Origin of the sequence: Chlorogloeopsis sp. ULAP01 (genome assembly GCF_030381805.1) — a bacterium.
Classification (GTDB): Bacteria; Cyanobacteriota; Cyanobacteriia; order Cyanobacteriales; family Nostocaceae; genus Chlorogloeopsis.
Genome location: NZ_JAUDRH010000002.1, coordinates 140,208 through 164,658 on the forward strand (window position 1 = coordinate 140,208; position 24,451 = coordinate 164,658).

26 protein-coding genes are annotated in these 24,451 nt (G+C 39.9%); 13 read left to right on the forward strand and 13 right to left on the reverse strand.

The window, feature by feature from the left end:
* Positions 1-285 precede the first annotated feature (285 nt).
* Both QUB80_RS04205 and QUB80_RS04210 read left to right on the forward strand, forming a co-directional pair.
* Entirely contained in the window at positions 286-495 is a 210-nt protein-coding gene (locus tag QUB80_RS04205; protein ID WP_336622306.1) for a type II toxin-antitoxin system HicB family antitoxin, read from the forward strand.
* A complete protein-coding gene (locus QUB80_RS04210) occupies positions 479-607 on the forward strand; it encodes a type II toxin-antitoxin system HicA family toxin (RefSeq protein WP_289788247.1) in 129 nt (42 codons plus the stop codon). Before QUB80_RS04205 ends, QUB80_RS04210 begins: the two co-directional genes overlap by 17 nt.
* 111 nt (positions 608-718) lie before the next feature.
* Here QUB80_RS04210 and QUB80_RS04215 read toward each other — a convergent pair whose 3' ends face one another.
* The 5 genes from QUB80_RS04215 to QUB80_RS04235 all read right to left on the reverse strand — a co-directional run bounded on the left by QUB80_RS04215 (position 719) and on the right by QUB80_RS04235 (position 4,755).
* Positions 719-1,477: a YebC/PmpR family DNA-binding transcriptional regulator gene (locus QUB80_RS04215; protein ID WP_289788248.1), complete on the reverse strand. Its 759-nt coding sequence runs from the start codon at positions 1,475-1,477 to the stop codon at positions 719-721.
* 509 nt (positions 1,478-1,986) lie between these two features.
* The gene (locus QUB80_RS04220; RefSeq protein ID WP_289788249.1) at positions 1,987-2,436 is read right to left on the reverse strand and encodes a cupin domain-containing protein; all 450 of its coding nucleotides are present in this window, start codon (positions 2,434-2,436) and stop codon (positions 1,987-1,989) included.
* A 127-nt stretch (positions 2,437-2,563) separates the two neighbouring features.
* Positions 2,564-4,150, reverse strand: a complete 1,587-nt coding sequence (locus QUB80_RS04225) for a glucose-6-phosphate isomerase (RefSeq protein ID WP_289788250.1) — start codon at positions 4,148-4,150, stop codon at positions 2,564-2,566.
* A 103-nt stretch (positions 4,151-4,253) separates the two neighbouring features.
* Positions 4,254-4,505, reverse strand: a complete 252-nt coding sequence (locus tag QUB80_RS04230) for a cytotoxic translational repressor of toxin-antitoxin stability system (protein WP_289788629.1) — start codon at positions 4,503-4,505, stop codon at positions 4,254-4,256.
* A gap of 49 nt (positions 4,506-4,554) precedes the next feature.
* Complete coding sequence (locus tag QUB80_RS04235) at positions 4,555-4,755, reverse strand: hypothetical protein (protein ID WP_289788251.1); 201 nt, start codon at positions 4,753-4,755, stop codon at positions 4,555-4,557.
* Between the two features lie 319 nt (positions 4,756-5,074).
* On the opposite strand from QUB80_RS04235, the gene QUB80_RS04240 reads away from it, so the two are divergent.
* Both QUB80_RS04240 and QUB80_RS04245 read left to right on the forward strand, forming a co-directional pair.
* The gene (locus QUB80_RS04240; protein WP_289788252.1) at positions 5,075-6,214 is read left to right on the forward strand and encodes a branched-chain amino acid ABC transporter permease; all 1,140 of its coding nucleotides are present in this window, start codon (positions 5,075-5,077) and stop codon (positions 6,212-6,214) included.
* The gene (locus tag QUB80_RS04245; RefSeq protein ID WP_289788253.1) at positions 6,204-6,983 is read left to right on the forward strand and encodes an ABC transporter ATP-binding protein; all 780 of its coding nucleotides are present in this window, start codon (positions 6,204-6,206) and stop codon (positions 6,981-6,983) included. Before QUB80_RS04240 ends, QUB80_RS04245 begins: the two co-directional genes overlap by 11 nt.
* Before the next feature lie 255 nt (positions 6,984-7,238).
* Here the strand turns inward: QUB80_RS04245 and QUB80_RS04250 are convergent, their stop codons facing one another.
* Both QUB80_RS04250 and QUB80_RS04255 read right to left on the reverse strand, forming a co-directional pair.
* On the reverse strand, positions 7,239-7,799 hold the full coding sequence (locus QUB80_RS04250; RefSeq protein WP_289788254.1) for a DUF2087 domain-containing protein: 561 nt from the start codon (positions 7,797-7,799) through the stop codon (positions 7,239-7,241).
* 514 nt (positions 7,800-8,313) lie between these two features.
* Positions 8,314-9,363: a glutathione S-transferase family protein gene (locus tag QUB80_RS04255; RefSeq protein ID WP_289788255.1), complete on the reverse strand. Its 1,050-nt coding sequence runs from the start codon at positions 9,361-9,363 to the stop codon at positions 8,314-8,316.
* A 581-nt stretch (positions 9,364-9,944) separates the two neighbouring features.
* Here QUB80_RS04255 and QUB80_RS04260 point away from each other — a divergent pair.
* The 3 genes from QUB80_RS04260 to QUB80_RS04270 all read left to right on the forward strand — a co-directional run bounded on the left by QUB80_RS04260 (position 9,945) and on the right by QUB80_RS04270 (position 12,147).
* The gene (locus tag QUB80_RS04260) at positions 9,945-10,301 is read left to right on the forward strand and encodes a hypothetical protein (protein ID WP_289788256.1); all 357 of its coding nucleotides are present in this window, start codon (positions 9,945-9,947) and stop codon (positions 10,299-10,301) included.
* Positions 10,302-10,706: 405 nt separating this feature from the next.
* Positions 10,707-11,246: a Dps family protein gene (locus QUB80_RS04265; protein WP_289788257.1), complete on the forward strand. Its 540-nt coding sequence runs from the start codon at positions 10,707-10,709 to the stop codon at positions 11,244-11,246.
* A gap of 133 nt (positions 11,247-11,379) precedes the next feature.
* The gene (locus QUB80_RS04270) at positions 11,380-12,147 is read left to right on the forward strand and encodes a ChaB family protein (protein ID WP_289788258.1); all 768 of its coding nucleotides are present in this window, start codon (positions 11,380-11,382) and stop codon (positions 12,145-12,147) included.
* A 321-nt stretch (positions 12,148-12,468) separates the two neighbouring features.
* Here the strand turns inward: QUB80_RS04270 and QUB80_RS04275 are convergent, their stop codons facing one another.
* Both QUB80_RS04275 and QUB80_RS04280 read right to left on the reverse strand, forming a co-directional pair.
* Positions 12,469-12,888, reverse strand: a complete 420-nt coding sequence (locus QUB80_RS04275) for a TIGR02588 family protein (protein ID WP_289788259.1) — start codon at positions 12,886-12,888, stop codon at positions 12,469-12,471.
* Positions 12,889-12,972: 84 nt separating this feature from the next.
* A complete protein-coding gene (locus QUB80_RS04280) occupies positions 12,973-13,860 on the reverse strand; it encodes a TIGR02587 family membrane protein (protein ID WP_289788630.1) in 888 nt (295 codons plus the stop codon).
* A 434-nt stretch (positions 13,861-14,294) separates the two neighbouring features.
* Here QUB80_RS04280 and QUB80_RS04285 point away from each other — a divergent pair, with 434 nt between their 5' ends.
* Entirely contained in the window at positions 14,295-14,477 is a 183-nt protein-coding gene (locus QUB80_RS04285; protein ID WP_289788631.1) for a CsbD family protein, read from the forward strand.
* 148 nt (positions 14,478-14,625) lie between these two features.
* On the opposite strand, the gene QUB80_RS04290 is transcribed toward QUB80_RS04285, so the two are convergent.
* Positions 14,626-14,898 carry a GlsB/YeaQ/YmgE family stress response membrane protein gene (locus tag QUB80_RS04290; RefSeq protein WP_289788260.1) on the reverse strand — a complete coding sequence of 91 codons (273 nt, stop codon included), beginning with the start codon at positions 14,896-14,898 and terminating at the stop codon, positions 14,626-14,628.
* 892 nt (positions 14,899-15,790) lie between these two features.
* Complete coding sequence (locus QUB80_RS04295) at positions 15,791-16,510, reverse strand: response regulator (protein ID WP_289788261.1); 720 nt, start codon at positions 16,508-16,510, stop codon at positions 15,791-15,793.
* A 513-nt stretch (positions 16,511-17,023) separates the two neighbouring features.
* On the opposite strand from QUB80_RS04295, the gene QUB80_RS04300 reads away from it, so the two are divergent.
* The 4 genes from QUB80_RS04300 (at position 17,024) to QUB80_RS04315 (ending at position 22,223) form a co-directional block, all read left to right on the forward strand.
* On the forward strand, positions 17,024-18,697 hold the full coding sequence (locus tag QUB80_RS04300) for a PAS domain-containing sensor histidine kinase (RefSeq protein WP_289788262.1): 1,674 nt from the start codon (positions 17,024-17,026) through the stop codon (positions 18,695-18,697).
* A gap of 407 nt (positions 18,698-19,104) precedes the next feature.
* The gene (locus QUB80_RS04305; protein WP_289788263.1) at positions 19,105-19,536 is read left to right on the forward strand and encodes a response regulator; all 432 of its coding nucleotides are present in this window, start codon (positions 19,105-19,107) and stop codon (positions 19,534-19,536) included.
* A 160-nt stretch (positions 19,537-19,696) separates the two neighbouring features.
* Positions 19,697-21,040, forward strand: coding sequence for a hybrid sensor histidine kinase/response regulator (locus QUB80_RS04310; protein ID WP_289788264.1), 1,344 nt, complete (start codon positions 19,697-19,699; stop codon positions 21,038-21,040).
* A gap of 61 nt (positions 21,041-21,101) precedes the next feature.
* Positions 21,102-22,223, forward strand: a complete 1,122-nt coding sequence (locus QUB80_RS04315) for a sensor histidine kinase (protein WP_289788265.1) — start codon at positions 21,102-21,104, stop codon at positions 22,221-22,223.
* A gap of 5 nt (positions 22,224-22,228) precedes the next feature.
* On the opposite strand, the gene QUB80_RS04320 is transcribed toward QUB80_RS04315, so the two are convergent.
* On the reverse strand, positions 22,229-22,495 hold the full coding sequence (locus QUB80_RS04320; RefSeq protein ID WP_289788266.1) for a hypothetical protein: 267 nt from the start codon (positions 22,493-22,495) through the stop codon (positions 22,229-22,231).
* Between the two features lie 477 nt (positions 22,496-22,972).
* Between QUB80_RS04320 and QUB80_RS04325 the strand changes: the two genes are divergently transcribed.
* A complete protein-coding gene (locus QUB80_RS04325) occupies positions 22,973-23,380 on the forward strand; it encodes a Na-translocating system protein MpsC family protein (RefSeq protein ID WP_289788267.1) in 408 nt (135 codons plus the stop codon).
* 59 nt (positions 23,381-23,439) lie between these two features.
* On the opposite strand, the gene QUB80_RS04330 is transcribed toward QUB80_RS04325, so the two are convergent.
* On the reverse strand, positions 23,440-23,907 hold the full coding sequence (locus QUB80_RS04330) for a response regulator (RefSeq protein ID WP_289788268.1): 468 nt from the start codon (positions 23,905-23,907) through the stop codon (positions 23,440-23,442).
* Positions 23,908-24,451: the final 544 nt, after the last annotated feature.

Here is a 24,451-nt window from a genome sequence, read left to right on the forward strand (position 1 = left end):
GTAAGCGTGATACCTTCGCGTTAGAACTTACGCAGAATCCCTCTACAATCCTCTTTCCTCCGTGTTCCCTGCGTTCTCTGCGGTTTATTATTCCATAGACTCGTGCGTAAGTCCTGTGCGTGAAGGCTAGGGGAAACTACAGCAAGTGCTGGTGAGTTGATAGCGTTCAATAGATTGACTGCGGAGGCGATGACGAAGCGGGTGATCGAGTAGTGCATTACTTTAAGCCCAACCTAATTCAAAATTATATTTACTCTAAACACTCAATTGTAAAAAATAATGTAGATGATGAAATTACAAGTAATTTTCACATTCGCTCTAAAATACCAAGGTTATGTCGCCGAAGTGCCTGAACTCCCAGGCTGTGTTAGCCAAAGCAAAACTCTAGATGAGGCAATTGAAAATATTAAAGATGCCATCAGGGGATATCTTTACGTCCAACAAAAGCACGGCAAACCCTATATTGCTAAGGAATCACATGATGCTTTGGCATGAATCAAAGCCAAAATTATCAATTCTCAATCATTGGGAATTAGCACCTGGATTGCTGAGAAGTTTGATTCGACAAGCAAGAATTACAGTAGATGAATTCCTCGAAAATAAATGAACAAAGATGTGTCATTGTTGTGTCAGTGATGTGAAGCTTCTGTTTCAGTTCAAGCAACTGAAAAATCTTGGCTCTGAAGCAATCACCTGACTGCTGCAAAAAGACACAGTATCAACTCATACTCACAGTCATGAGCTGTTCTGACATTTCAAAATTAGCCGTGACATTTTGCACGTCATCCAAGCCCTTTAGAGTATCAATTAACTTGAGAAGCGATCGCGCCTGTTCTGGATCGGAGACTTCTACGTTATTACTGGGAATCCAACGCAGCTCGGCATCAGCCACCTGAAAACCTTTTTCTCTCAAGCTTTGGTTGAGGCTCTCTAAATTTTTCACCTCAGAGAACACTTCTGCTGTTTTATCCTCTGTCATTTCATAAGACTCGGCACCACCCTCTAGGGCTGCTTCTAGAAGCTGCTCTTCGTCTTCTATTCCCTCAACGGTACAAACGCCTTTTTGGTCGAACATCCAGCTTACACATCCAGTTTCACCGAGATTACCACCATTTTTACTAAAGGCAGTACGCAAGTCAGCAGCAGTACGATTGCGATTATCTGTCAAGGCTTCTATTAAGATAGCAACTCCTCCAGGACCATAACCTTCGTAGCGAATTGCTTCTAGTTGAGAACCATCACCTTCAAAAGTACCTGCTCCTTTAGCGATCGCTCTTTCTATATTGTCATTGGGTATGCCAGCTGCTTTTGCCTTATCTATCGCTGTGCGTAGTTGAAAATTCCCTGCTGGATCTGGGATGCCGCTTCTGGCAGCAACGATAATCGCACGCGACAGTTGAGTGAATGTCTTACCCTTTTTGGCATCTATTACAGCCTTTTGGCGTTTAATATTTGCCCACTTACTATGTCCTGCCATACTTTGGAATTGCTGAACTCTATCTCTTCAAAAATATTAAGATATGTGTAACTTTTGCAGAAGATGCCAAGCCGTCAAGCTTATTTTTACAACTGACAGTTTGCTGAACGACTGCCAATCACCTCAATGATAATTGTGCAACTTTACTCTACAAACTGCCAATCTTGCTTTTGAGTGGAAGGCACAGAGAAGTTGGAGCGGAGGCTTCCTCCGTTAGCGTAAAGCCCTGCGGGCATGGCTGCGCTTACCAAAGCAAGGAGGCTCCAACCTTCAAAGAGGCAGTCCCGATGAAACAAGTTTCACAAGCCTTGCATGAAAGTGTTTTTCTTCCCCAGCTTCCCCTGCTCCCCCTGCTCTTTCAAGTCAGAGGAGCCACTGCGCTCTAGCGGCGTCTCCGTTGGAAGGGAAGAAATTTTTTCAGTTGCTTGGGCTGAACAAGAGGAAATTTTGAAGGAGATACAAGAGTATAGTCAGTAGGCTGAGACACAGTAACAAATATGACTAAAAACTTAATAGAAAATCTTGATTCGGTTTGTCACTTCTAACTCCCTCAAGGCTGCCTCTGCTGCTGCCAAATCATAAGGAAATGGTCGGCGACGAGGAATATAATCCTGTTGTTGAGTTGCTCTGTGACGCAGCACAGCATTAACGATAAAACACGGTTCGGAACTGAAATTAATTGCTCCGTGCATGACTCCCGGAGGAATCTTGACTACAGCCGGGTTGTCTTCGCTTAATGCAATATACTGATATTTTTTATTAACTAGAGTAACAAGTACAAACTGACCTCTGACTACCAGTAATTGATCGGTTTGCGATTTGTGTACAAATAATTCGTCGATCGCACCTGCGGGAATCTGCACCAGCATGGTTTCATGACTGGCTTGAGGAGTGAAAAACTCAACCATTCCCCCTTTAATCGATTCCAACTGACGGATTTCAATTCCCCTCATACTCATAACAACATCCTAAAAAGAGCATCCTAAATATTGAGGCTTAACCCTCAATTTAAGATGCTCAAGTATAAAATGTTGTTACGATTGCGACAATATTGCTACAAAATGTGATATGGAAGTGCTGAATTTGTCAACCGAGGGCAACTTTAAGAGTATTGGGTTGACCAAGATTGCCTTGCAAGACTACACCGCGCCCATTGGCGTGGAGATGACGGAGAATGATGTAAATTGACTCAATTTGGTCGGTGGTACCAGCTTTTTGAGCAATTTCTGCCAAAGAAAGGGGTGTTTTGGTTGATTGTAGGACTTCCAGTACTCGTTTTTGCAATTCGAGAATGGCCGCGGCAGCTTTTTTGCCAGCTTCTACTCCTGGTTGATGGTAAGCATTGATGTTGACTAAGCTGGCATACAAACCAACAGCGCGATCGTATAAAGCAATTAAAGCTCCGACAGTGCGGGAATTAACTTGAGGAATGGTAACTGTAATCGAATCGCGGTGATTTTCATACAATGCTTGTCGGGTTCCTTGCAAAAAACCAGAAAGATAATCGCCTGAGGTGATTCCTGGTTCGATTTCTGGAGATGGACTGTTACGGTCTTCTAAAACTTCGATGAAGGTAACGAAGAAATTTGCCACACCCTCACGTAACTGTTGGACGTAAGCGTGTTGGTCAGTTGAGCCTTTATTGCCATACACGGCGATGCCTTGATGGACAACGTTACCGTCTAAGTCTTTTTCTTTACCCAAAGATTCCATCACCAACTGTTGCAAGTAGCGGCTAAATAAAAGTAGGCTGTCTTTATAAGGTAGGACAACCATGTCTTTTTCGCCCCGTCCATTGCCAGCGTAATACCAAGACAAAGCTAATAATGCTGCCGGGTTATTTTTGAGATCAGGGACACGGGTGGCATCATCCATTTCTTTAGCACCCTCAAGCATCTCGCGGATATTTATGCCTTGTAATGCTGCTGGTACAAACCCCACGGCAGACATTTCTGAGGTGCGCCCACCCACCCAATCGTACATTGGAAACCTTGCCAACCAGTTTTCTGATTTGGCGACTTCGTCTAGATGACTACCGGGCATGGTAATGGCGATCGCATAATTAGCAAAATCTAAGTTTTGCCCAGCATAGGCTTTTTTGACTTCTATCATGCCGTTGCGTGGTTCTGGCGTACCTCCTGATTTGGAAATTACCAATACCAAAGTGCTAGCTAGTCGATTACGTACATGAGTCAAAATGCGATCAATACCTGCGGGATCGGTGTTGTCAATAAAGTGGATCGCCAGTGGTGGAAAGTCTGGGCTTAAGGCTTGGGCAACAAATTCAGGGCCGAGGGCAGAACCGCCAATGCCAATTGAGATAATATCGGTGAAACGGGGTGCTTTCGGCGGATGAATTGCCCCTGTGTGGATTTTTTCAGCAAATACTTCAATTTGCTCGATTGTGCTGACAATTTCTTGCGTCAGTTCTGGAGTAGGAGCGAGATCCGGATTTCTCAGCCAGTAGTGTCCAACCATGCGGTTTTCGTCAGGGTTGGCGATCGCCCCCTTCTCAAGTTCCGCCATATCCGCAAAAGCCTTCTCAAACTTTGGCTGCAAGTCTTTCACGAAGGCATCGTCAAACCGCATCCGGCTTACGTCCAGATAAAATCCTAATCCTTGATGGAAATATAGCCATTTCTGGTATCGTTGCCAAAGTGCCGTCGCGTCCATAGGGAAATTTCAAGTAAAGTGCTTCTCACAAACAAGTTTAAGCCAACGTTTGAGCCATACCTTTCCCTCTTATATAGTTTTTAGTGTTAACTCACTGCTCGCTCTAAACATCTGGCATTGGTATGACTCGCAGAAATTTCACAATTTCACCTCTTTGTTCTATACCGATTAAGTAATTATCCATAGTCAAGCGGTAAAAAATACCATCGCTATCGACCTGCCGCATTTCTGGTAGGTAATACAGTAGCCCCTTGTCTATAAATTCAAAAAACACAAAGTTATAAATCCGCTGATAAGCAGCCGACTCTAAATTCTTGAGGTCTATTAAAAAAGACCGTGCGTAACGCACTTCCATGTGTATAGTCAATAGTTAATGGTTAATGGCTCATTGTAACTATTAGCCATTAGCTATTAGCTATTAACAATTGGGTAGCCTCTTCATGGGTTAGGGTATCCCAAGGTTGTTGCGATCGCTTGACTTCTTGTATGGCTTCTAGTATGTAAAAATCACAATGTAAGTTGTAGATAGTATTCCAAACCAAGTTAAGTTCTTCATCAGCTAACTGCTCAATTAAGTGATGAATTCTCAGTCGCAGCAAATTCATAAATATTATCCGCTAAACACAATCAATACTTAGTTTTCCCATAAAATAAACTTTGATTAACGGGGGATAGGTGAGAACAGCCCCCGTCTTGGCGGTCTCCGTCACGTAGACGCGGTAAATGCGGAGCAGCTTCCGTAGGTACAGCTTTCCCGCCAGGGTAGGGGGACTGCGTACACGCGAAGCGGGTTCTCGTTAGAGTACCCGAAGGGTGACAGGGGACAAGGGAACAGGGGGAGAAGACGTGAATTACGATTCTACGCTTATTGCCCAATCTCCGATCCCCAATCACCAATGACTAATGACTATTCACTAAATTCCTATGATTCAATATCTCGTTTTTTTAGCAATTTCTACATCTATTTTTGCTTTGTTTGCTTTAGGACTGAATTTACAATGGGGTTTTACAGGCTTAATTAACTTTGGTCATGTGGTATTCCTAACCTTAGGAGCATACACAACAGTATTGTTAAGTTTAAAGGGTGTTCCCTTACTTTTGGCGGCGGCGATTGGTGCAGTTGTAGCAGCTTTATTGGGCTTGTTAATTGGTTTTGCAACTTTACGCTTGCGGGAAGATTACCTGGCAATTGTCACTATCGGTGTTGGAGAGCTAATTCGTTTAATAGTTAATAACCAGGATTTACCCGTAGGTGACACTTGGATATCTGGGGCGTTCGGTATACAAAGCTATCCCATTCCACTAGTCACTTTGCAACCCAATTTGTTTGTCAAGTTAATAATGATCGGGCTGTTGACGCTTTGCGCAAGTATAACTTTTTATTGGCTGTGGCGTTGGATTCGTCCCAAAAGTGCATCATTGGGAGTTGATTCACCTAAACGAGTAGGTAAAAAGCCAGAATTTATTTTGCGTTTGGTAATTGGAGGTTTGCTGGGGTTACTGTCAGCAGTAATTTATATTTCAGGAGTTATTACCCTGTATGATTACGATCCGAAGGCAGGTTTGATGCTGTTATCGCTGTTGGTATTGGCATTTGTGTTCTGGCGACTGGAAGTTTTGGTGCGATCGCCTTGGGGACGAGTCCTCAAAGCAATCCGCGAAGATGAAGAGGTTCCTAAAGCACTGGGTAAAAATGTCTTTTGGTACAAATTGCAATCTTTTATGTTGGGTGGCGCGATCGCTGGTATTGCTGGTGCTTTGTTTGCCTGGCAACTCAGTGCTATTTACCCTGATAATTTTCAACCGCAACTAACATTTGATGCTTGGATTATGGTGATATTGGGAGGTTCTGGTAATAATATCGGCACCATTCTTGGCGCAGTAATTTATTTTGCTTACGACACCTTGACTCGTGAATTCTTACCTAGAATTTTTACCAACCTTTCCTCCGATCAGCTGGGTGCATTTCGCATTATGGTAATAGGACTGATCTTGATGGTACTAATGATTTGGCGTCCTCAAGGTATTTTAGGCAAAAAGGAGGAGCTTACCCTTGGTAAATAACGACTCATCCCAACTTCCTTTATTAGCTGCAAGTGGACTTTGCAAAAGCTTTGGCGGTATTAAGGCGGTGCAAGATGCCGAAATTCAAGTGCCAGCTAGCAGTATAACTGGTTTGATCGGCCCTAATGGTGCTGGCAAAACAACTTTATTTAATTTATTGTCTAGTTTTATCCGTCCCGATAAAGGACGAGTAATTTTTGACGGTGAACAAATTCAGCACTTGCAGCCTCATCAAATCGCCCAGCAAGGTTTAGTACGTACATTCCAAGTTGCCCGTGCTCTCTCGCGGTTGTCGGTATTAGAAAATTTGATGCTGGCAGCCCAAAAACAAACTGGCGAGAACTTTTGGCAGGTGCAATTCCAACCCCATGTGGTTGCTAAAGAAGAAAAGCAACATCGAGAACGGGCAATGTTGATTTTAGAATCGGTAGGTTTGGCGCATAAAGCCCACGATTACGCTGGTGGTTTGTCTGGTGGACAACGCAAGCTACTGGAAATAGGCAGGGCGCTGATGACTAACCCCAAGTTAATTTTATTGGATGAACCTGCGGCTGGCGTTAATCCTAGATTAATTGATGAGATATGCGATCGCATTGTCAACTGGAATAAAACAGGTATGACTTTTCTGATTATTGAACACAATATGGATGTGATTATGTCGCTGTGCGATCGCGTTTGGGTACTTGCCGAAGGTCAAAATTTGGCTCATGGTACACCACAGGAAATTCAGTCCAATGCCAAAGTTTTAGAGGCTTATTTGGGACAATAATTAAGACAGAAGAGGGGGAGGGGGAGACACGGAAGGGGAGTAATAAAAAATTAACCACTGTACGGGCAGGTTTAGAAGATAAATTGTCTGTATCAACCGAAGGATAATCAGCAAAACCCGCACGGTAGTCGCTACACCGGGGGAACCCGACGCCAGGTGCTACAACGCGCTTAACCCGCAAGGGCGCACTGGCTTTGCAACGCGCTGCCTTCCCTACTAAACAAATGACTAATGACTAACACTAACTCCTTTTTCTCATGGAGAACGCCAGTAAAGCTCGTTTTCTCGTTGCATAAACTGGTTATCAATTAACTCCCGCTTAATGTTGGCAAAATCAGGGTGGTAGCGTTTGATAATATTATCAACCATACGTTCTGGATACCTAACCCCCACTTCAAATTTATTCGCTAACCAATTCAGAATTACCAAGCGTTTTTTGCGGCTAGTAGGAATTTCTTTGAGATGCTCTCCCTCTATATAAGTTTGGAGTATTTTGTTTTCCCATGCTTCTGTATCTACATCCTCAACCCAAGAAGCTATATTTTCTGGTGTTAAAATTTCCTTGCTGACGCTTTGCAAAGTTCCACTATCTAGTTGGTACAGACGAGTATTACCTTCAGGACGCATAGTTACTAAATGTACTTCTTTTAGTCTTGCTAAATGATGGGATACTGTCGGCTCTTTTAATTGCAGTAATACTGCCAATTCTTCAACACTGCACTCTTGATTAGCTAGAATACTCAAAATTTTTAATCGGCTCTCATCCGCTAAAGCTTTCAAAAAACGTAGCAAGATCTGAAATTGTTCCGTCTTCATAAACTGTTATAATCTAATTAGATTTAAATCTAATTAGGTCGTTGCCAAACTAGTTGTTTAATCCTCCTCCAACACTGCATGACTGCGGTGTTGGCGAATTTTGTTTGTATGTTGATTTTGTTACGTTTTTATAAGCAACTTTAGATTTCTTAACTAGTTTTTTACATTTCGCTATGCAGTATCGTTAAACAATCAAAAATTAGGTATGCTGAAGCGAAGCTTGTATGTTGTGCAAGCGACAAAATTTGCCAATGTAGAGCAAAATATTCTCTGCATTGTTTTCAAAGTGCATAAATTCCCATCCCCACAACAGATAAAAGAACTATGGTGAGTTCGGGAACTTTATTAGATTATCAAGCAAGAAAAAGAACATACTGATTAGTATTTCCTAATCAGCCAATAAAAATTTAAAATAGTTTGAGGTTTCTCCTTTCTATTTCCTGTCACCTAAGTACCTACGCATAAATACCTAGCAATTTTTCAATACGAGCGAAATTACTGTATTCCTTTCCTGTCACCTGTCCCCTATTTCCTTGCCGATGCTTTCACGGTGATGTGGTTCCATTAGGCTAGTAATATCAGGGCCATAAGGAATAATTCCACCTGGATTTAGTGGGAAAAGGTTGCCGTAATAGTCTCGCTTCACACTTTCTAAATCGCAGGTGCTAGCAACTCCTGGCAACTGGTATAAGTCACGCAAGTAAGCCCCTAAATTCTGATAGTCCTGAATTCTGTGGCGATTGCACTTAAAGAGTCCGTAATAAACGATATCAAAACGAAACAGAGTGGTAAACAAACGTACATCTGCTAGCGTTACCCTGTCTCCACAAAGATATCGACTTGTTTTGAGTACTGTATCAATTTCGTCTAAGGTGGCGAATAACTCCTTGCATGCTTTATCGTATGCTGCTTGAGTTTGGGCAAAGCCGCAACGATAAACGCCGTTATTTACCGTGTGATAAATTTTTTCGTTCCAACTGTCAATTTGCTCCCGCAGTGTCTCTGGATAGAGATCGGGCGTAGGATTGGTTGCAAACTCGTTGAACTGGGAGTTTAACATAACGATGATTTCTGAGCTTTCGTTGTTCACGATCGCCTGATTTTGCATATCCCAGAGTAGGGGAACGGTAGCGCGTCCTTTGTAAGCGGGTGCCGCTAATTTATACAATTCGGGAAGAGTGCGGCAACCTTCTTCCTCTTGGTTGAGAATCCAGATGCCTTCGTTTGGGGAAGGAGACACGATGCTGACAGCAATGGCATCTTCTAGTCCTTTGAGCGATCGCACAACTAGAGTTCTGTGCGCCCATGGACACCCTAAACCGACATAAAGGCGATAGCGTCCTGCTTGTGGTTGGTATAAGTTGCTAACATCTGTACTGATAAAATTCCGAAACTGACTTGCGGGGCGGATGTATTCTCCTGACTTGTTACGGGGGGCAAGCCTCGACATCATAATTTGCCAGAGAGTTGTCCACACAAGTTTTCCCGAACGAACAATCAACCCAGAAGGCAGTGACTTACCCTTGTTTATGGTTTGTTGATTTTTCAAATTTTTGTCCTGCACAAACCTACCTCCACTCCTTCTATTAATTCTGCCTTTGATTGTGTGGCATTGCCTGATTGGCAAGTCAGCACACAATAACGGATGAAAATCTTGATCCCTTCTGAGTTGAAAGTTACCTTACTCTGTTCTATCGGATACCCCTGTTTGCGAGTTCAAAGAGTGGAATGTATCATCGAGACTGCCTGCATAATCAGATAAAGAGGCTTTGTTCTCATTCAGATTTTGCGATCGCTTAGATTAAACGAAGATAAAATTCATCAGACAAAACTATTAAGATAATATCTATCTATAGAGAGATTATTTTTCTAGAATTTGTAGACAGAATTTCAGTCCGCAGGTCGATTCACGCATTCACCATTTCACATTAAAAAAATATATAGTAAGCCTAGATTGACTTTCTAAAGTCAAAATCGCTAGACGAAAATCAAGAAAGTAAATGGGAGAGCAACTAGTTATATGTTGATGCTAATACTACCATAATCATAACTGGTTTAGCATTAATTTGAGTATTGCTCTAAACATCTTTTATTTCTAAACTTTCTTATTGAGTTAATCAAAAATTCATTCTTGGAGTAAGTTAAATGCAAAAAATTGTTGCCTCTTTTTTACGTCCCATGCGTTTTGTTGTTTTGGCATTCACATGTGCTTTGCTCTTACTTTCTAATGCTTTGCCTGCTGCCGCAATCGAGAGCTACAAAAGTAATCCTCAAGAAGCTACCGACCAATTGTTAGAAACTCAGCGTAGAACTGATGAATCAGTAAGCAAACCACCTCTGGGATTGGAAGAAACTCAGAAGCGGACAAGTGGTGGTGGACTGAACGAAGTTCAGGGTGCTGCTGATGTTGAAAAAATGAATCGTCCAGAAAATTCTCAACAAGCAACCTCCGTTGAAGAAGAAGTTAGCAACTTCTTGAAAAAAGTAACAGGAAATCAGTAAATCTCTTCAGAAAAATTAACCCCAGCTTTTAATTTAATATGCTGGGGTTGATTTTTGAATTATTGTTTTATATACCTTGATTGTTAGTACTGGGCATTTGGGAAGTTTATAACTTTCCAAATGTTTGTTTTTAATGTTTCAGTGTTATTTTTTGGTAAAAACTTAGTTGCAACTGTACACAAAAACTATAAACAAAATCCTAAAATTTAAATTAATTTTAGTCCTTATTAATTATGGTGAGTTAAGAGATAATTAAAAGGAGTTATTCAAGAAATTAAACTAAATAATACATCTGACGATACATAGATTAATTTTAGTAACACAATCATTCTAGAGGTTGATGTTATTTCTGTGTTGAATTTGTGAAGTTAGAGAAGAAAGAAAACAGCTTAGGGATGAAAAGCAATGCGTCCACTCAATATTGGCTTAAGTGAAGAACAACGTAATGGTGTAATTAATTTGTTGAACAAAGACTTGTCAGATGCTTATCTGTTGGTAGTCAAAACGAAAAAGTACCACTGGGATGTAGTTGGGCCTCAGTTCCGCAGTCTGCATGAGATTTGGGAAGAACAATACCAACAACTGACTGAAAATATCGATGCTATAGCTGAACGGGTTCGTGCTTTGGGTGGTTATCCCATTGGCACAATGGAAGGATTTTTGAAGAATGGCACCATCAAAGAGCATGGTGGTGATGTCCCCACAGCAACTGGAATGGTAGCTCGATTGGTAGACGATCACGAGCAAGTAATTCGCAATCTTCGTGAGCATATAGATCAGTGTTCTGAAGAGTTCCATGATGAAGGAACTGCTGATTTCTTAACTGGACTGATGGAAGGACACGAAGAGATGGCTTGGATGCTGCGCTCCTTTATTGAAGGACAAGCCATAGAAGCAGATGGTTCTCAACCAGCAACTGAAAGAAAAACCCCTGTAGGTGTTTAAGTAAGAACAAATAGGGTTTTACATCATTAGTAAGAGTTTAGATTTGACAGATTGAGGTTTGAGTGCATATTTGCATCTACCTGCTCATTCCTCAATCTGCTATGTCCAAAAACGAAATAATAAGGAGTATTAAATGCCTGAAGAATATAAAGCGGAGCGTACCATATCGGCTGTTTTTAAAGAACAGAACCAAGTTGATAATGTTCTTCGGCAGTTGTTAGACCAGGGTGTGCCTAGAGACCATATTTCGGTTATGGGCAGAAATTTTCAATCACAAACTCGAATTGCTGGTTTTATTACCAAAAGAGATGTGATTTTGGGAGGTTTGAGACAAGGAGCACTTTTTGGTTCTTTCTTCGGTTCCTTGCTTGGTTTGCTTACAGGTATAGGTGTTTTATTCATTCCTTTTGTTGGCCCAATTGTAGCAGCAGGCCCAATCGGTGCAGTACTACTAGGAGCTGCTAGTGGAGCGATCGCCGGCAGTGCAGGTGCAGGGTTAGTGTCTGCATTAGTGGCTATAGGAATGCCAGAAGAAAAGGCTGCTGTTTATCAAACTCGCCTGCAAGCTGGAGAGTTTTTAGTAATGGCGGAAGTTCCTAGCAACCGGGCAGAAGAGTTCCAAAACTTGATGCAAGGCGCTGGTGGTGAAGAAATCCACACAATGGAGCAGGCACTTCCTCATCCTTGTTCCGGTCGTTGTAGTAGCCCAGAAGATTTATCTCCAGAGGTACGCTCTCATCTTTCACCAGATGCTCAAACTACATTTATTGAACGCTATAACAGTGTACTAGATCAAACGAACGACCAAGCTCAGGCAGAACAGGCAGCTTGGGAAGCCGTTCATCAAAAATTTGACGAAGATGAAAATGGTATTTGGTCTAAAACTAAAGTGAGTGCATAGTCATTAGTCATTAGATCAGCTCGCAGGCTTAAGCCTGGAGCTATACATACAAAGCTTGCAAAGGCAGGCTTTGTTTATATTGTTGCACCATGCACGGGTCTCAGCCAAGTTTAACTGAACTATATTGCAATATCAATGACGTCTAATGGGAATTGGCCAAACTCACCTTGAGTTGCAGTAAATAATAGATTGATTCGATAAACAAAGAAAAGATGTACACGGATAGTTTATCTGTGTTCATCGGTGTTCGATTTCTAAAACATGATTTTTGCTTGCCGTTATAATTCACATCAGACGCAATTAGCAGTACACGATGAACTTTTAAGGTAATTTATAACTGGTAACTCTAATTATTAACTCACCTTGGCGGGGATTTTGAGTAAATACAAATGCCCCTTCTTCCTTCTCGCCACTGGATAAAAAGTCAATCTGTAAATCTCCGCTTTCAGCTACTTTCTCCCCGATTTTCAACTCAGCCATAATCTGAACTGACTCGGCTGTTCCTCCGCCTGTATTGGTGACTTCAAAAGGAACATAATATTTTCCATCCACTTCTCGGATAGTTTGTTTGCTACTGACCGAAAGGATTGGAGGTTTATCGTTTTCGTTTAACCAAACATAACCCACTAAAACAACTACTATAGCAAGAATAAATGAGGCAGCACCGAAAGTAACCCATTCAGCAACAGAACGCTTCGGTTGTTGTGATTGTGTTTCAGTGTCAGTTATTTCGCTTTCCATATGGACAAATGTAGAGAGGGTGAAAGTATGCTACTGATTCAAACAAGAGTTTAGGTAGGTTCTTCAGCCCACCATACATTCAACTCATACTGCCAACCTTCCAGCTGCACCGCCGATAGTTGCAGGTAAACCTAGTAATAATGTGTGATTCAACCACATTGTCCAAGGATCGCTCAGAGTTAGTTTTTGAAAGAACCACAACATTAATGCTGCTGCCAACAGTGATATTAAATAAGATGCAATTGTTTCGCTGATTGGCCTTTGAAAAATCCCTTGTTGTTGCTTGCGCTTTTGCTGATTTGAAAAGCCCGCTTCAAAAACAATAGCATAGGAAATGAGTATAGATGCAGCCATAATAGCCAAAAGCCAAGGGGGTGGGACTGCTGCTGCTAACATGGGAATCTCATCTGTAGGAGCAATGTTAAATGCAATTACAATTGCACCGATGACAGTTGCGCCAATATCAGCGAAAGTTGCGTGTAAATGTGAGTTGTTATTTTTTTTGTTTGTTTGGTGGCTTTTTTGTCCTTGTGCATTTCCATTACGAGTGTCTCCCAAGAGTTGATTGGCTAGGGCTACACCAAATGTAAATGGTACGCTCTCAAATGTGATTTTACCAAGGACTTCTCTAAGTGGGGTTTCGGAGGTTAGTTCTTGCAGTAGCAGTAATATAAATGCAGAGCAAGCCACTCCAATTGCCATAGCTTCCACAGTATCTGTTAGCCCTTCATAAGGGCGGCTACCATGTCTGCGTATATGAAAGCCTTCTGTTCGGTTGAGCAAGAAAACTATGAGAAATGTGAGTGCGATCGCAAGCATTAATAATGGTGGTTTTGCCAGCGAGCCAATCCACCATACCTCCATTGTGTACAGCAAGGGGATACCGAATAAAAAACCACCACAAGCACCTCGAATAATATCGTTTATCTCGCTTACCCAGATATTTTTCTGACGCTTGCTTTTGACACCCATAATTTTTTGCCATGAAGATTTGTTTTGATAGAAATAGGTAAGCATAATTTATGCTCGACTATGCGATTAGCATACCTGATCGGAAGTCAATAGCAGTCCAAATCCGTCATGACGTCTATTTAATTATTTACTCAAAAAGCCTAAATGAGATGAAGATACTATGTTGTACTGGAGTTTGATCTGATTAAAGCCCTTATTTATTTGAGTAATAAATACTAACTAAAAACGGAGCTTAATTTTATTCATATCTCGTTCATAATACCATCTGTTATACCTACATAATTTTTTCTTTTTTATTTATCTACAAAAATCTGTCTATAGTTATTCTGGTCAGAGATATAATTTCTATCTGTTGATAGGTGTAAGCTTTATCTAAGTAAAGGTATATTTATTTTATGCAAATGACAAATGCTAAATCTAATGGAGAAAAAACTATGAGCTTAGAAAAAAGAATAGAGGCAACTGCCAAAAATATTGAGGGTAAAGTTCAAGAAGTGATTGGTGATGTAACTGGTAATCCAAAAGACCAAGCAGAAGGTCAAGCAAAACAAGCAGAAGCCCAACTTCGCCATACTGTTGAAAATATTAAGGATGATGTTAAAAAATCATTAGATTAGTTCCGTCTTTTTAGCTATTATAAATTACTTAAAAACTCCACTGAAATTGCAAATTTGTAACAGTGGAGTTTTTTATCGATTATCGAAGAATAAGAAAAGGTTAGCTACCTCTAAATCGGCTCTAACCATAATTTTTCCTGGCATTCATTTAAACTGCACTGCGCCGAGTAATTAAACCCCAGATAAAAATTGCAATTATTGCACCAATAATTGCAACAATCAAACCAGGGATACTAAGAGTTGTTGCGGTCAATTGTAGCGTCCCCGTATTGATTAAAGAAACAATACTTCCACCGATAAACGCACCGATGATACCTAAAATCATGGTTGCCAAAATCCCACCACCCTGACGACCGGGATAAATAGCCTTAGCAATAGCTCCTGCAAGAAGACCGAGTATGATCCAAGCAATAATATTCATAATTTAACTCCTTGGTCTTTTTCTACTGTTATTCTACTCCTAAATACGATAACAATTACAGCTTTTCTTTTCTTCTATCTCAAGTCCAGTCAGTTTTCTATCGCAAGAAGTAATTATTACCAACTTTGTTTTAAATATAATTACTTAGACAAAGCATGGGTTTACAGATAATCTTTTGTGATTAAAATTCATCATTCTAAATTAGAGTTATTCTTAATATTTTTTACTAGTGACTTTAATTGTAAGAAGTAAAAGATATTATAAAAATTTATCTGTGTTCAATATGACAATGAATCAGCAATTAACAGCACAAAGCGATTGTATTTGTTTACTCTTTCTTGACCAAGAAAGGCAGAGAGCAGCTTTGCTGGAGGCAAAAGGTTAGAAACACAATTTTTGCCCTCTGCCATAAGGGAACAGAGCAACTAAATTCATTGATGAAAAAATAAGAAAATATGTATTTCGCTCTGGCGCAGCGCCAGAAATACTACGTCAAAAGTTAAATTCCCGCTCATTTATTTATGGGGATTCCCTTCTGCCTTCTTAAATAGCATCAATATTCATACCACGATTCAGCGATGTCTAGAATTTCTCCTAACTGGAGAAAAAATTCGGCATAGTGTGAGGTAATTCTTAATTCCAAATTGAAAATTATATTAAAATCCCTCCAACCGTTGATGAAGTGAGACTGGAGGGTTCTGAATCTACTGTAATTTTGAGCGATAACTACACAATGAATCGCATTACAGATGACAGACTTGTTAGGTGAGAGTAAGTACAAAAAAGACTGATTGAATCATATGCTCTTGCTAGTTTTTAGTTATCAATTACCGATTATTCTATAAATCGCTAACTGCTAACCATCTTCCAATAGCTATGAATCATTAATGCTTTACGCTACCAAGCCTGAACGTAAGGCACGCACAGCTGCTTGAGTACGGTCATCAGCACAGAGCTTATTAAGAATATTGCGAACATGAGTTTTTACTGTTCCAACTGTAATATACAGTTTCTCTGCAATTTGTCCATTACTACACCCAGCTACAATCAACTCAAGTATTTCTAGTTCCCGTTGAGTTAGCGGATAAGTTTCCAAAACTTGCTCATACTCAGGTGCTAGAGCATCAATTTTTACAGTTTTGCTTTTCTCAGCGGATTGACCCTCTGGCAAGGCTTTACGCATTTGAAGCAAGACGACATTAGCGATCGCTGGATCAATCCAAGAATTTCCTTCGTAGGTTGCTTGAATTGCTTCGGTTAACCTGTCAATACTTGTGTCCTTCATGTAGTAGGAATCTGCTCCTGCTGCAAAGGCGGCAAGAACAGCATCCTCTGAGTGTTCCATTGTCAGAATGAGAATCTTGGTTGTTGAATCTCCTGTTTCGGTTTGCCATTGCCTAAACTTACGAGTGAGTTCAATCCCATCCATGTCAGGCAACCCAATATCTACAACAGCTACATCGGGCTTCGCTGTTTCCAAAAGTTTTAGCCCTTTAGTAGCATTTGCTGCTTCACCAACAACTCTAACTGTGCTATCTGTCTGTAATGCTGCTTTTAGCCCCATTCGGGTCAAGTCGTGATCTTCAATCAGAACAATGCTAATTTCGCTCATTGGTATCCTTACTCTCTACTAATTGCATCTGTCGCAGGCCGACATTCTACTATTTATTTTTTTATTTTCCAAAACTAAAGATAGATGATTTTTTAACAAAATTGCATCCACCGATAGAAGTACTCACTTTGATCTCAATTAGCAAGACCATCTATCAAAAAATCTAGCTAGCGATATATAGCAAGTCCATAAAAGTTTATGAAATACTATCTAGGCTTGTAATTGCAGTTAATTTACAGTCGCTACTAAATTAACCTCCACCAGTCCCAGATATGGTTTTAGCCTAAATTTTTAAGTTAGCTTAATATAAGCAAACATAGCTTAAATCTCTTGCTCTAAATATGAGAAGAGATACGAACAGGAGAAAGCAAAAATTTTTGCCGATCTGATTGCAAATACGAATCTAAGTATTGCCAGTTCAGATTGAGCATATAAGCTAGACGATAGTTGTTAGGATAACTATAACCACATAAATGGTAATAAAAATTTACAACATAGATTTTATTGATAGATATGGTGCAAAACTCTAAATCTGCTATTAATCTTAAAAAGTTAGAGCCAGATAAAGTAGGCTTAGATGAAAGTTGGCAATACTTTGATGCCATCTTTAATCAAACTTCTCAATTACTTGCACTGATAAAACTAGATGGCACCGTAATTGATGTCAACCAAGCAGCATTGGATTTTAGTGGATTGGATAAAAATAAAGTAATTGATCGCTTATTCTGGGAGTGTCGCTTTTGGGCCACTTCACACCAAATTCAGGAACTATTATCTTGTGCGATCGCGCGTGCAGCAACAGGAGAGGCAAGCCGCAATGAAGCTGAAGTTTTGGCTGCGGGGAATGTAATTGCAAACATTAACTTTTCGATTAAACCGATTACAGATGAAACTGATCGTGTAGTCTTCTTAGTTTGGGAAGCTCAAGATATTAGTAATAAAAAACGTGCTGAAGCAGAAATTTGTCGGCTCAAAACCCAACTAGAGCAATGTGTAGCCGAGCGCACACTTTTATACGAAAATTTAAAAGATATTAACAACTGCCAAGATCTAAAAAAAGTATTACGAGAGACTGAAGAGCGTTTCCAAATCATGGCAGACACAGCACCTGTGATGATTTGGATGTCCAATACTGAAAAAGCGTGTGATTATTTTAACAAAAGCTGGTTGGAATTTACTGGTCGGACGATGGCACAAGAAGTAGGCAACGGTTGGACACAAGGAGTGCATCCCAACGATTTAGAGCATTGCTTAGAAACTTACATCAGTGCCTTTGAGGAGCGCCAATCTTTTAAAATGGAATATCGCCTGAGACGTTTTGATGGAGAATATCGTTGGCTTTTAGACACGGGTACTCCCAGATGGAATGTCGATGGTAGTTTTGCCGGGTATATTGGTTCGTGTATTGATGTGAGTGATTTCAAGCAAGCAACTATTAGTCTCAAACAACGGGCAGAAGAACTAACGCGCACCAATGCGATTCTGGCAAAAACAACTACTCTCTTGAAAAAACGCAATGATGAACTTGATCAGTTTGCTTATGTAGCTTCCCACGATTTGAAGGCACCTTTACGAGCGATCGCTAATCTCTCAGAGTGGATTGAAGAAGATTTACAAGGCACGCTGCCAGAAGAAAATCAGCACCAGATGCACCTGTTGCGCAGCCGAGTGCGCCGCATGGAGGCTTTAATCAATGGCTTGTTGGAGTATTCTAGAATTGGGCGTATCCAAACTCCTGTATGTGTAGTAGATGTGGGTGAATTACTGCAAGAGGTAATTGATTTGGTAGCACCACCATCTACTTTCACGATTGAAGTGGGAGCGGGAATGCCAATAATCAAGACAAAGAAATTACCCCTACAACAGGTGTTTGCAAATTTAATCGGAAATGCGATTGGACACCACACCCGGTCTGATGGTCATGTTAAAATTTCCGTGCAAGAACTGGGAGATTACTACGAATTTGCGATCGCAGACGATGGCCCTGGTATTGCTTTAGAGTATCAAGATAAGGTATTTTCGATTTTCCAAACCCTACAAGCGCGTGATCAAAAAGAAAGCACGGGCATAGGTTTAGCAATTGTCAAGAAAATTGTGGAGACTGAGACAGGCGCGATCGCTTTAGAATCTCAAGTCGGGATGGGTTGTATTTTCCGCTTTAGTTGGCCTAAGCAATCCACGGAATGAAATACCTAAGTTGATAATTATCCTACCTTTATCATCTAACTCTGACCAATGACTGAGGACGTCAGCTAACTTGCCAATTTACAATTGGGTTGAGCTTGGGTGAGCGGTATTCTTTTTTACTGCTTTCTCAAATTTCTTGTTTTTATCTAAGTCATTTCAATTTAGCGGTTTATCAACTTAGTAGTACAGCGCCACCTATGAAAAATAGGATTCCTTCTGCCTCACCGAACTTCAGAGCGCCGTGCGACGACGTTCTGAGTTTTTGTGCCTTCTGCTTTATTTTTAGATAAGCTAATTACTAATTTTTAATAATATTAATTATTAGTAATCAGTTTTAACCCCGACTCTGATACTCTAATCAATAAGCTAAATTTGCGAAAAAATTAACTATTTCTTAAATTGAGGTGATGTTGGAAAAAGTAATCAACATACTACTAGTGGAGGATGATGAAGTTGATGTCATGAATGTCAAGCGGGCTTTCAAGAAGGTTAATATCACTAATCCCCTGTATGTTGCTGCTAACGGTATAGATGCACTAGCGATGTTGCGGGGTAGTGAAGGTAAACCTCCTCAAGTTCCTGGACAGCGACGTTTAGTTCTACTAGATTTAAATATGCCGAAAATGGGTGGGATAGAATTTCTGCAAGAATTACGCTCCGATCCCAACCTCAAACCAACTCCTGTGGTGGTGATGACAACTTCTAATCAGGATAAAGACCGGGTGGAAGCTTACAATTTGAATGTGGCTGGCTACATCCTTAAACCTGTGACATTTGCCAATTTTATTGAATTAATGGCAATGCTAAACAAGTACTGGATGTTGTGTGAAATGCCTTAGTCAATTCTAAAATTAAGATCGCGGTTGGTGGTTACAATCACTAATACCCACATATGCATATGCTATATCAATAAATTAAAATATAAAATAAATTTTTCTAATGGTTGAAAAATTTAAATGCTATACAAGAACCTAAATTTAGTACCCATAGTTGAAGGTGATGGAAGAGACGCTAAACATATTAGTTGTAGACGATGATAAAGTTGATCGCATGACAGTCCGCCGCGCTCTCAAGACAGCAGGTGTGAAGGTGGAAATAGTTGAAGCAGTTGACTGTCGTGATGCGATCACTGCTCTGAGTCAGACTGCTTTTGACTGCGTTTTTCTAGATTATCGCCTACCAGACCAAAATGGTTTGAGTTTAATTCACGAGATACGTTCTCGCGGCATTAAAGTTCCTTTAGTAGTTCTTACAGGTCAAGGAGATGAACAAATAGCTGTAGAGCTAATGAAGGCGGGTGCAACAGATTATCTTTCTAAATCCAGAGTATCCTCAGAGATATTAGCACAGATTTTGCGGAATGCAATTCGAGTTTATCGAGCAGAAATGCAAGTAGCATTTGTAAATCAACAGTTACGAGAAAGTAATGAATTATTAACTCAACAAAATCAGGAACTAGAAGCACAAAGACAACAGATTGAGTTGCAAAATCAAAAGCTAATGGAAGCATCCCAACTGAAAACCCAGTTTTTAGCAACTATGTCTCATGAACTGCGGACACCAATGAATGCTATTATTGGCTTTTCTCAACTATTGCTGCGTCCTCAATGTGGTAGCCTCACAGAGCAGCAAAAGAATATGGTAGAACGTATTTTTAACAACGGCAAACACCTGTTGATGCTTTTAAACGAAGTTCTTGACTTTTCTAAGTTAGAAGCAGGTAGATTAAACCTCAATCCAGAGATATTTGATTTATCTCAAGTTGTCAAAGCAACTACAGCCGAAATGATCTCCCTTGCGGAGGCAAAAAAACTTTCTGTACAGGTACACAGCGATTTACAAAACGCTGTAGTGTTCAACGATCCTTTGCGTGTGCGACAGATTTTAACTAATCTACTCTCTAACGCCATCAAGTTCACAGAGTTAGGTGGCATTGGTGTAGACATGAAAGAATTACCTAATAATCATGTGGAAATAGCTGTTTGGGATACAGGGATTGGGATTGCTTCTTCAGATCTTAAATATATATTTGAAGCCTTCCGACAAATTGACCAAAATATTACTCGTAAATATCCTGGCACTGGTTTGGGATTGCCGGTTGTAGATGCCCTGGTACAAATGATGGGTGGTAAAATCATCGTTGAAAGTCAATTGGGTAAAGGCTCGGTGTTTAGAGTCGAATTACCTCGGCAAATATTACCTGTAAAACAGCAAAGCTCGGACAGCAACAATTTAGACAAAATGTCTAAAATAACTGCTTTGTCTTCAAAGGGAACCTCACTCAAAAAAAAAGATCTCCGCTTTGCTCAGGATAAACTGCCAACAGAAAAGGGGGATAGGTAATATTTGTCTATAAGCTAAAAGTCAGACTAAAATTTGTTTTCAAAATAACTCGATATTAAAGATGTTATCAGCTACCAATTCTAAAGTAGAACGTATTCTTGCTGTTGATGATACTCCTGATAATCTTGTCCTGCTACAGACTATTTTAGAAATTGAGGGGTACAGCATTGACTTAGTGGCAGATGGTGCAACTGCCTTAGAAAAAATTGAACAATCTCCACCCGATTTGATTTTACTAGATGTGATGATGCCGGGGTTAGATGGCTATGAAGTGACGCGCCGCATCCGCAATCATCCAACTATGCCTTATATTCCTATCCTGTTATTAACAGCATTTCATGACGTCAGTGTGGTAGAGGGTTTGGATGCAGGAGCAGATGATTTTATCCGCAAACCCTTCGATCAAGATGAGTTATTGGCAAGGGTGCGATCGCTTTTACGGCTCAAGCAAAGTCTTGACGAACAAAAGAAATTATTTCGGCAGCAGGAAGATTTTGTTTCCCGTGTTACCCACGATTTACGCACTCCTTTAGTGGCTGCTGATCGAATGCTGAATTTGTTTCAGCAGGAAACTTTCTGCAAAATTTCAAGAGAAATGAAACAGGCGATCGCGGCGATGATTCGCAGCAACCATAACTTGTTAGATATGGTGAACACTCTATTGGAAGTGCATCGCTTTGAAGCAGGTAAAAAGAACCTACAATTTGATAGCTGCAATATGCGGGAGATTATTGAAGAAGTAGTTCAAGAACTTAAACCGCTTGCAGATGAGAAAGACTTGATGCTGAAAGTAGATGCCAGCAGATTAAACCAGCAAGATGATAATGCTGCCATAGTCAGGGGTGACTGTCTAGAATTGCGTAGGGTGATTGGCAATTTGGTTGGAAATGCAATCAAATTTACAGATACAGGGGGCATAGAATTGCGTATTTTTGAAACATCCCTACCTCCCAGCAATCAAACATGGGTGACAATAGAAGTTAAAGACACAGGATATGGAATTGCTCAAGAAGATTTAGCAACATTATTTGAGCGATTTCGCCAAGGCAAAAATAAACGGGCTGGCAGTGGCTTGGGCTTGCATCTTTCGCAGCGCATCCTAGAATCTCACGGAGGAAAAATTAGCGTAGTTTCTGAATTAGGTAAAGGCAGCGTTTTTACAGTCTCTTTACCTAAAAAGTAACTAAATCATCTTTCAATGCGCACGTCTGGTGCAAATGCATAAAGAGTAGCGCCACTCTTGGCAACTAAGTATTGAGTAGGAGATGGCATATTAGCCGTTTTGTCATTAATATCTTGATCTAGAATAAACTTAAAATGATTGTCTGGAGCATCTTCTAGTCTTTTAATCCTGATTTCTCCTCCAAAATACTTACGCTTTTCTGGATCGGAGAGACTATTCGCCTGCTGAGTGCTAATTTTGATAAAGGTTGATTTAATAATTACAAGTCTCATGTTTAGTTAGCTTTTTAACGAATATGAAAGCTATCATATTTCAATTGACTATGTAATTATTTTCAGGATTATTTAAGAATTTCCGTTGGTAAAAAGTTGAACGAAAATTCTTATTTGCCAAGAACCAAAATTAGATTTATAGATTCTATTTAATGTATCCTATTTGTAGTCATGATGTTATCAGTGTTCATGCTTGGGAGCAATATTAAGATGTGATTATATTAAACTTTACCTAAAACCTAAGATAGAAGCTACTAACCTATTAAATATGCTCAGTTCACCCGAAAAGTTTATTTGCTACATTTTGAAATACTACATTAGGGTGGTGACTGGAAAAAAACTTGCCATTACTATCAAAAACAGTGAAAGACAATTTTTCTAAACAAAAAATTTAATTTCACACTTCTAACAACAACTCAAAAAAATGATTTATTGGCTTGTTGTTAGTTGTCTAACTTCTTCTTCGGGAAAGAACATATGACGACGACATCGCTACCAACCCGTGGACAAACAGAAAGAACATTAGCACAGCGAATACAGGCTTTATACCGTGAACAGCTTGGACATCAGCCGAGTAAAGTTAGTTGTCAAATAGCAGAGCAAAACTTAATTATTTTAATTGAAGATTCTATCACTCCACCAGAACAATTATTAGCTCAAACAGGACGACAAGAACTAGCTGAAAAAGTTCGTTCAGATTTAGATATGGCTATTCAACCTCAACTTAGAGAGCTAATTGAAGAAACTTTAAATATAGCTGTAGTTGAAATTCTTAGTGATGCCACCCTAGAGACTGGTCGTACAGGCATGATTGCTATTCTAGCAGAATCACCTAGTTTTCGTAGCCCTGCTGCCGTTACTAAGGCTAGAAGAAAAGCATCATAAAACTGAAAAACCGAAACCACATTTAAGTAACTTATGACTGCATTATGTTGGATCACTGCCTAACATAAATCGTAAGCTGAGTACTGCTTGAGCTTTTCACCTAAGTAACGAAAAATTATAGCCTCTAAATCTTCAATCATATAGGGTTTGCTGATATAGTCGTCAAAACCCGCTTCTAATATGCGTTTTCTGTCTTCCCTACTGGCTAAAGCCGTGACTGCAACCACAGCAATATCGCAAGTTAGAGGCTCTTGTCTGAGATAACGCAAAACATCTATTCCGTTGAAACCAGGTAATAAAATGTCTAGAAGTATCAGATCTGGTTGATACTCCTTTGCAACCAGTACAGTAGTTGAACTGTCTGTCTGACAAATGAGTTTACAGCCTAGTGATTCAAGTGCATAACTCATCAGTAGCAAATTGTCATCATTATCTTCCACCACTAAAACTAAAGGCGGCTGTGAGTTTCGCTTATCTTCATCACCCATGACTGCGCCTGCCAATTTCATTCCTTCAGAAAATCTCATTTGTATTTGCGTCTCTCTTGAAAGAACAGACAAGGCATTCCCAGAGCGGTAAATATAGCGCTCGTTCAAGACTGGCTCGCGTATCAACTCCGTCAAGTTGACTATTTTTGCTCACTCAATAAGCTTGGAGTAAAGCACATCTCAAGCTGAATGAGTAGAGCTACACCCTTTGATTATAAGCAAAATAAACAGGAAATCTAGCAAATAATTCATAAGTACTTGATATAGTTAATAATTTTTTAATACATAATCTTTGATGTTATTCACCTGCAACACTCTCATTTATGTAAAATTAAAAAATGTCAAGAAATATAATTACTTTTTTATGTATCAAAGCTCAAAATAAATGAGCATAAATACTCAGATTAGCAATTATGTGATCACTTTGTATAAAAACAAATGTTGAGTTAAATTGGGCGATCCCATCTTAATAGTGAGCCTGTTTAACACGTAAAAATATTGTAGGAACTATTAATGGCTAATATTCAAGAGGTAATCAACAATTAATAATTAACAATTAAATGAATGAATCTAGTAAATACCA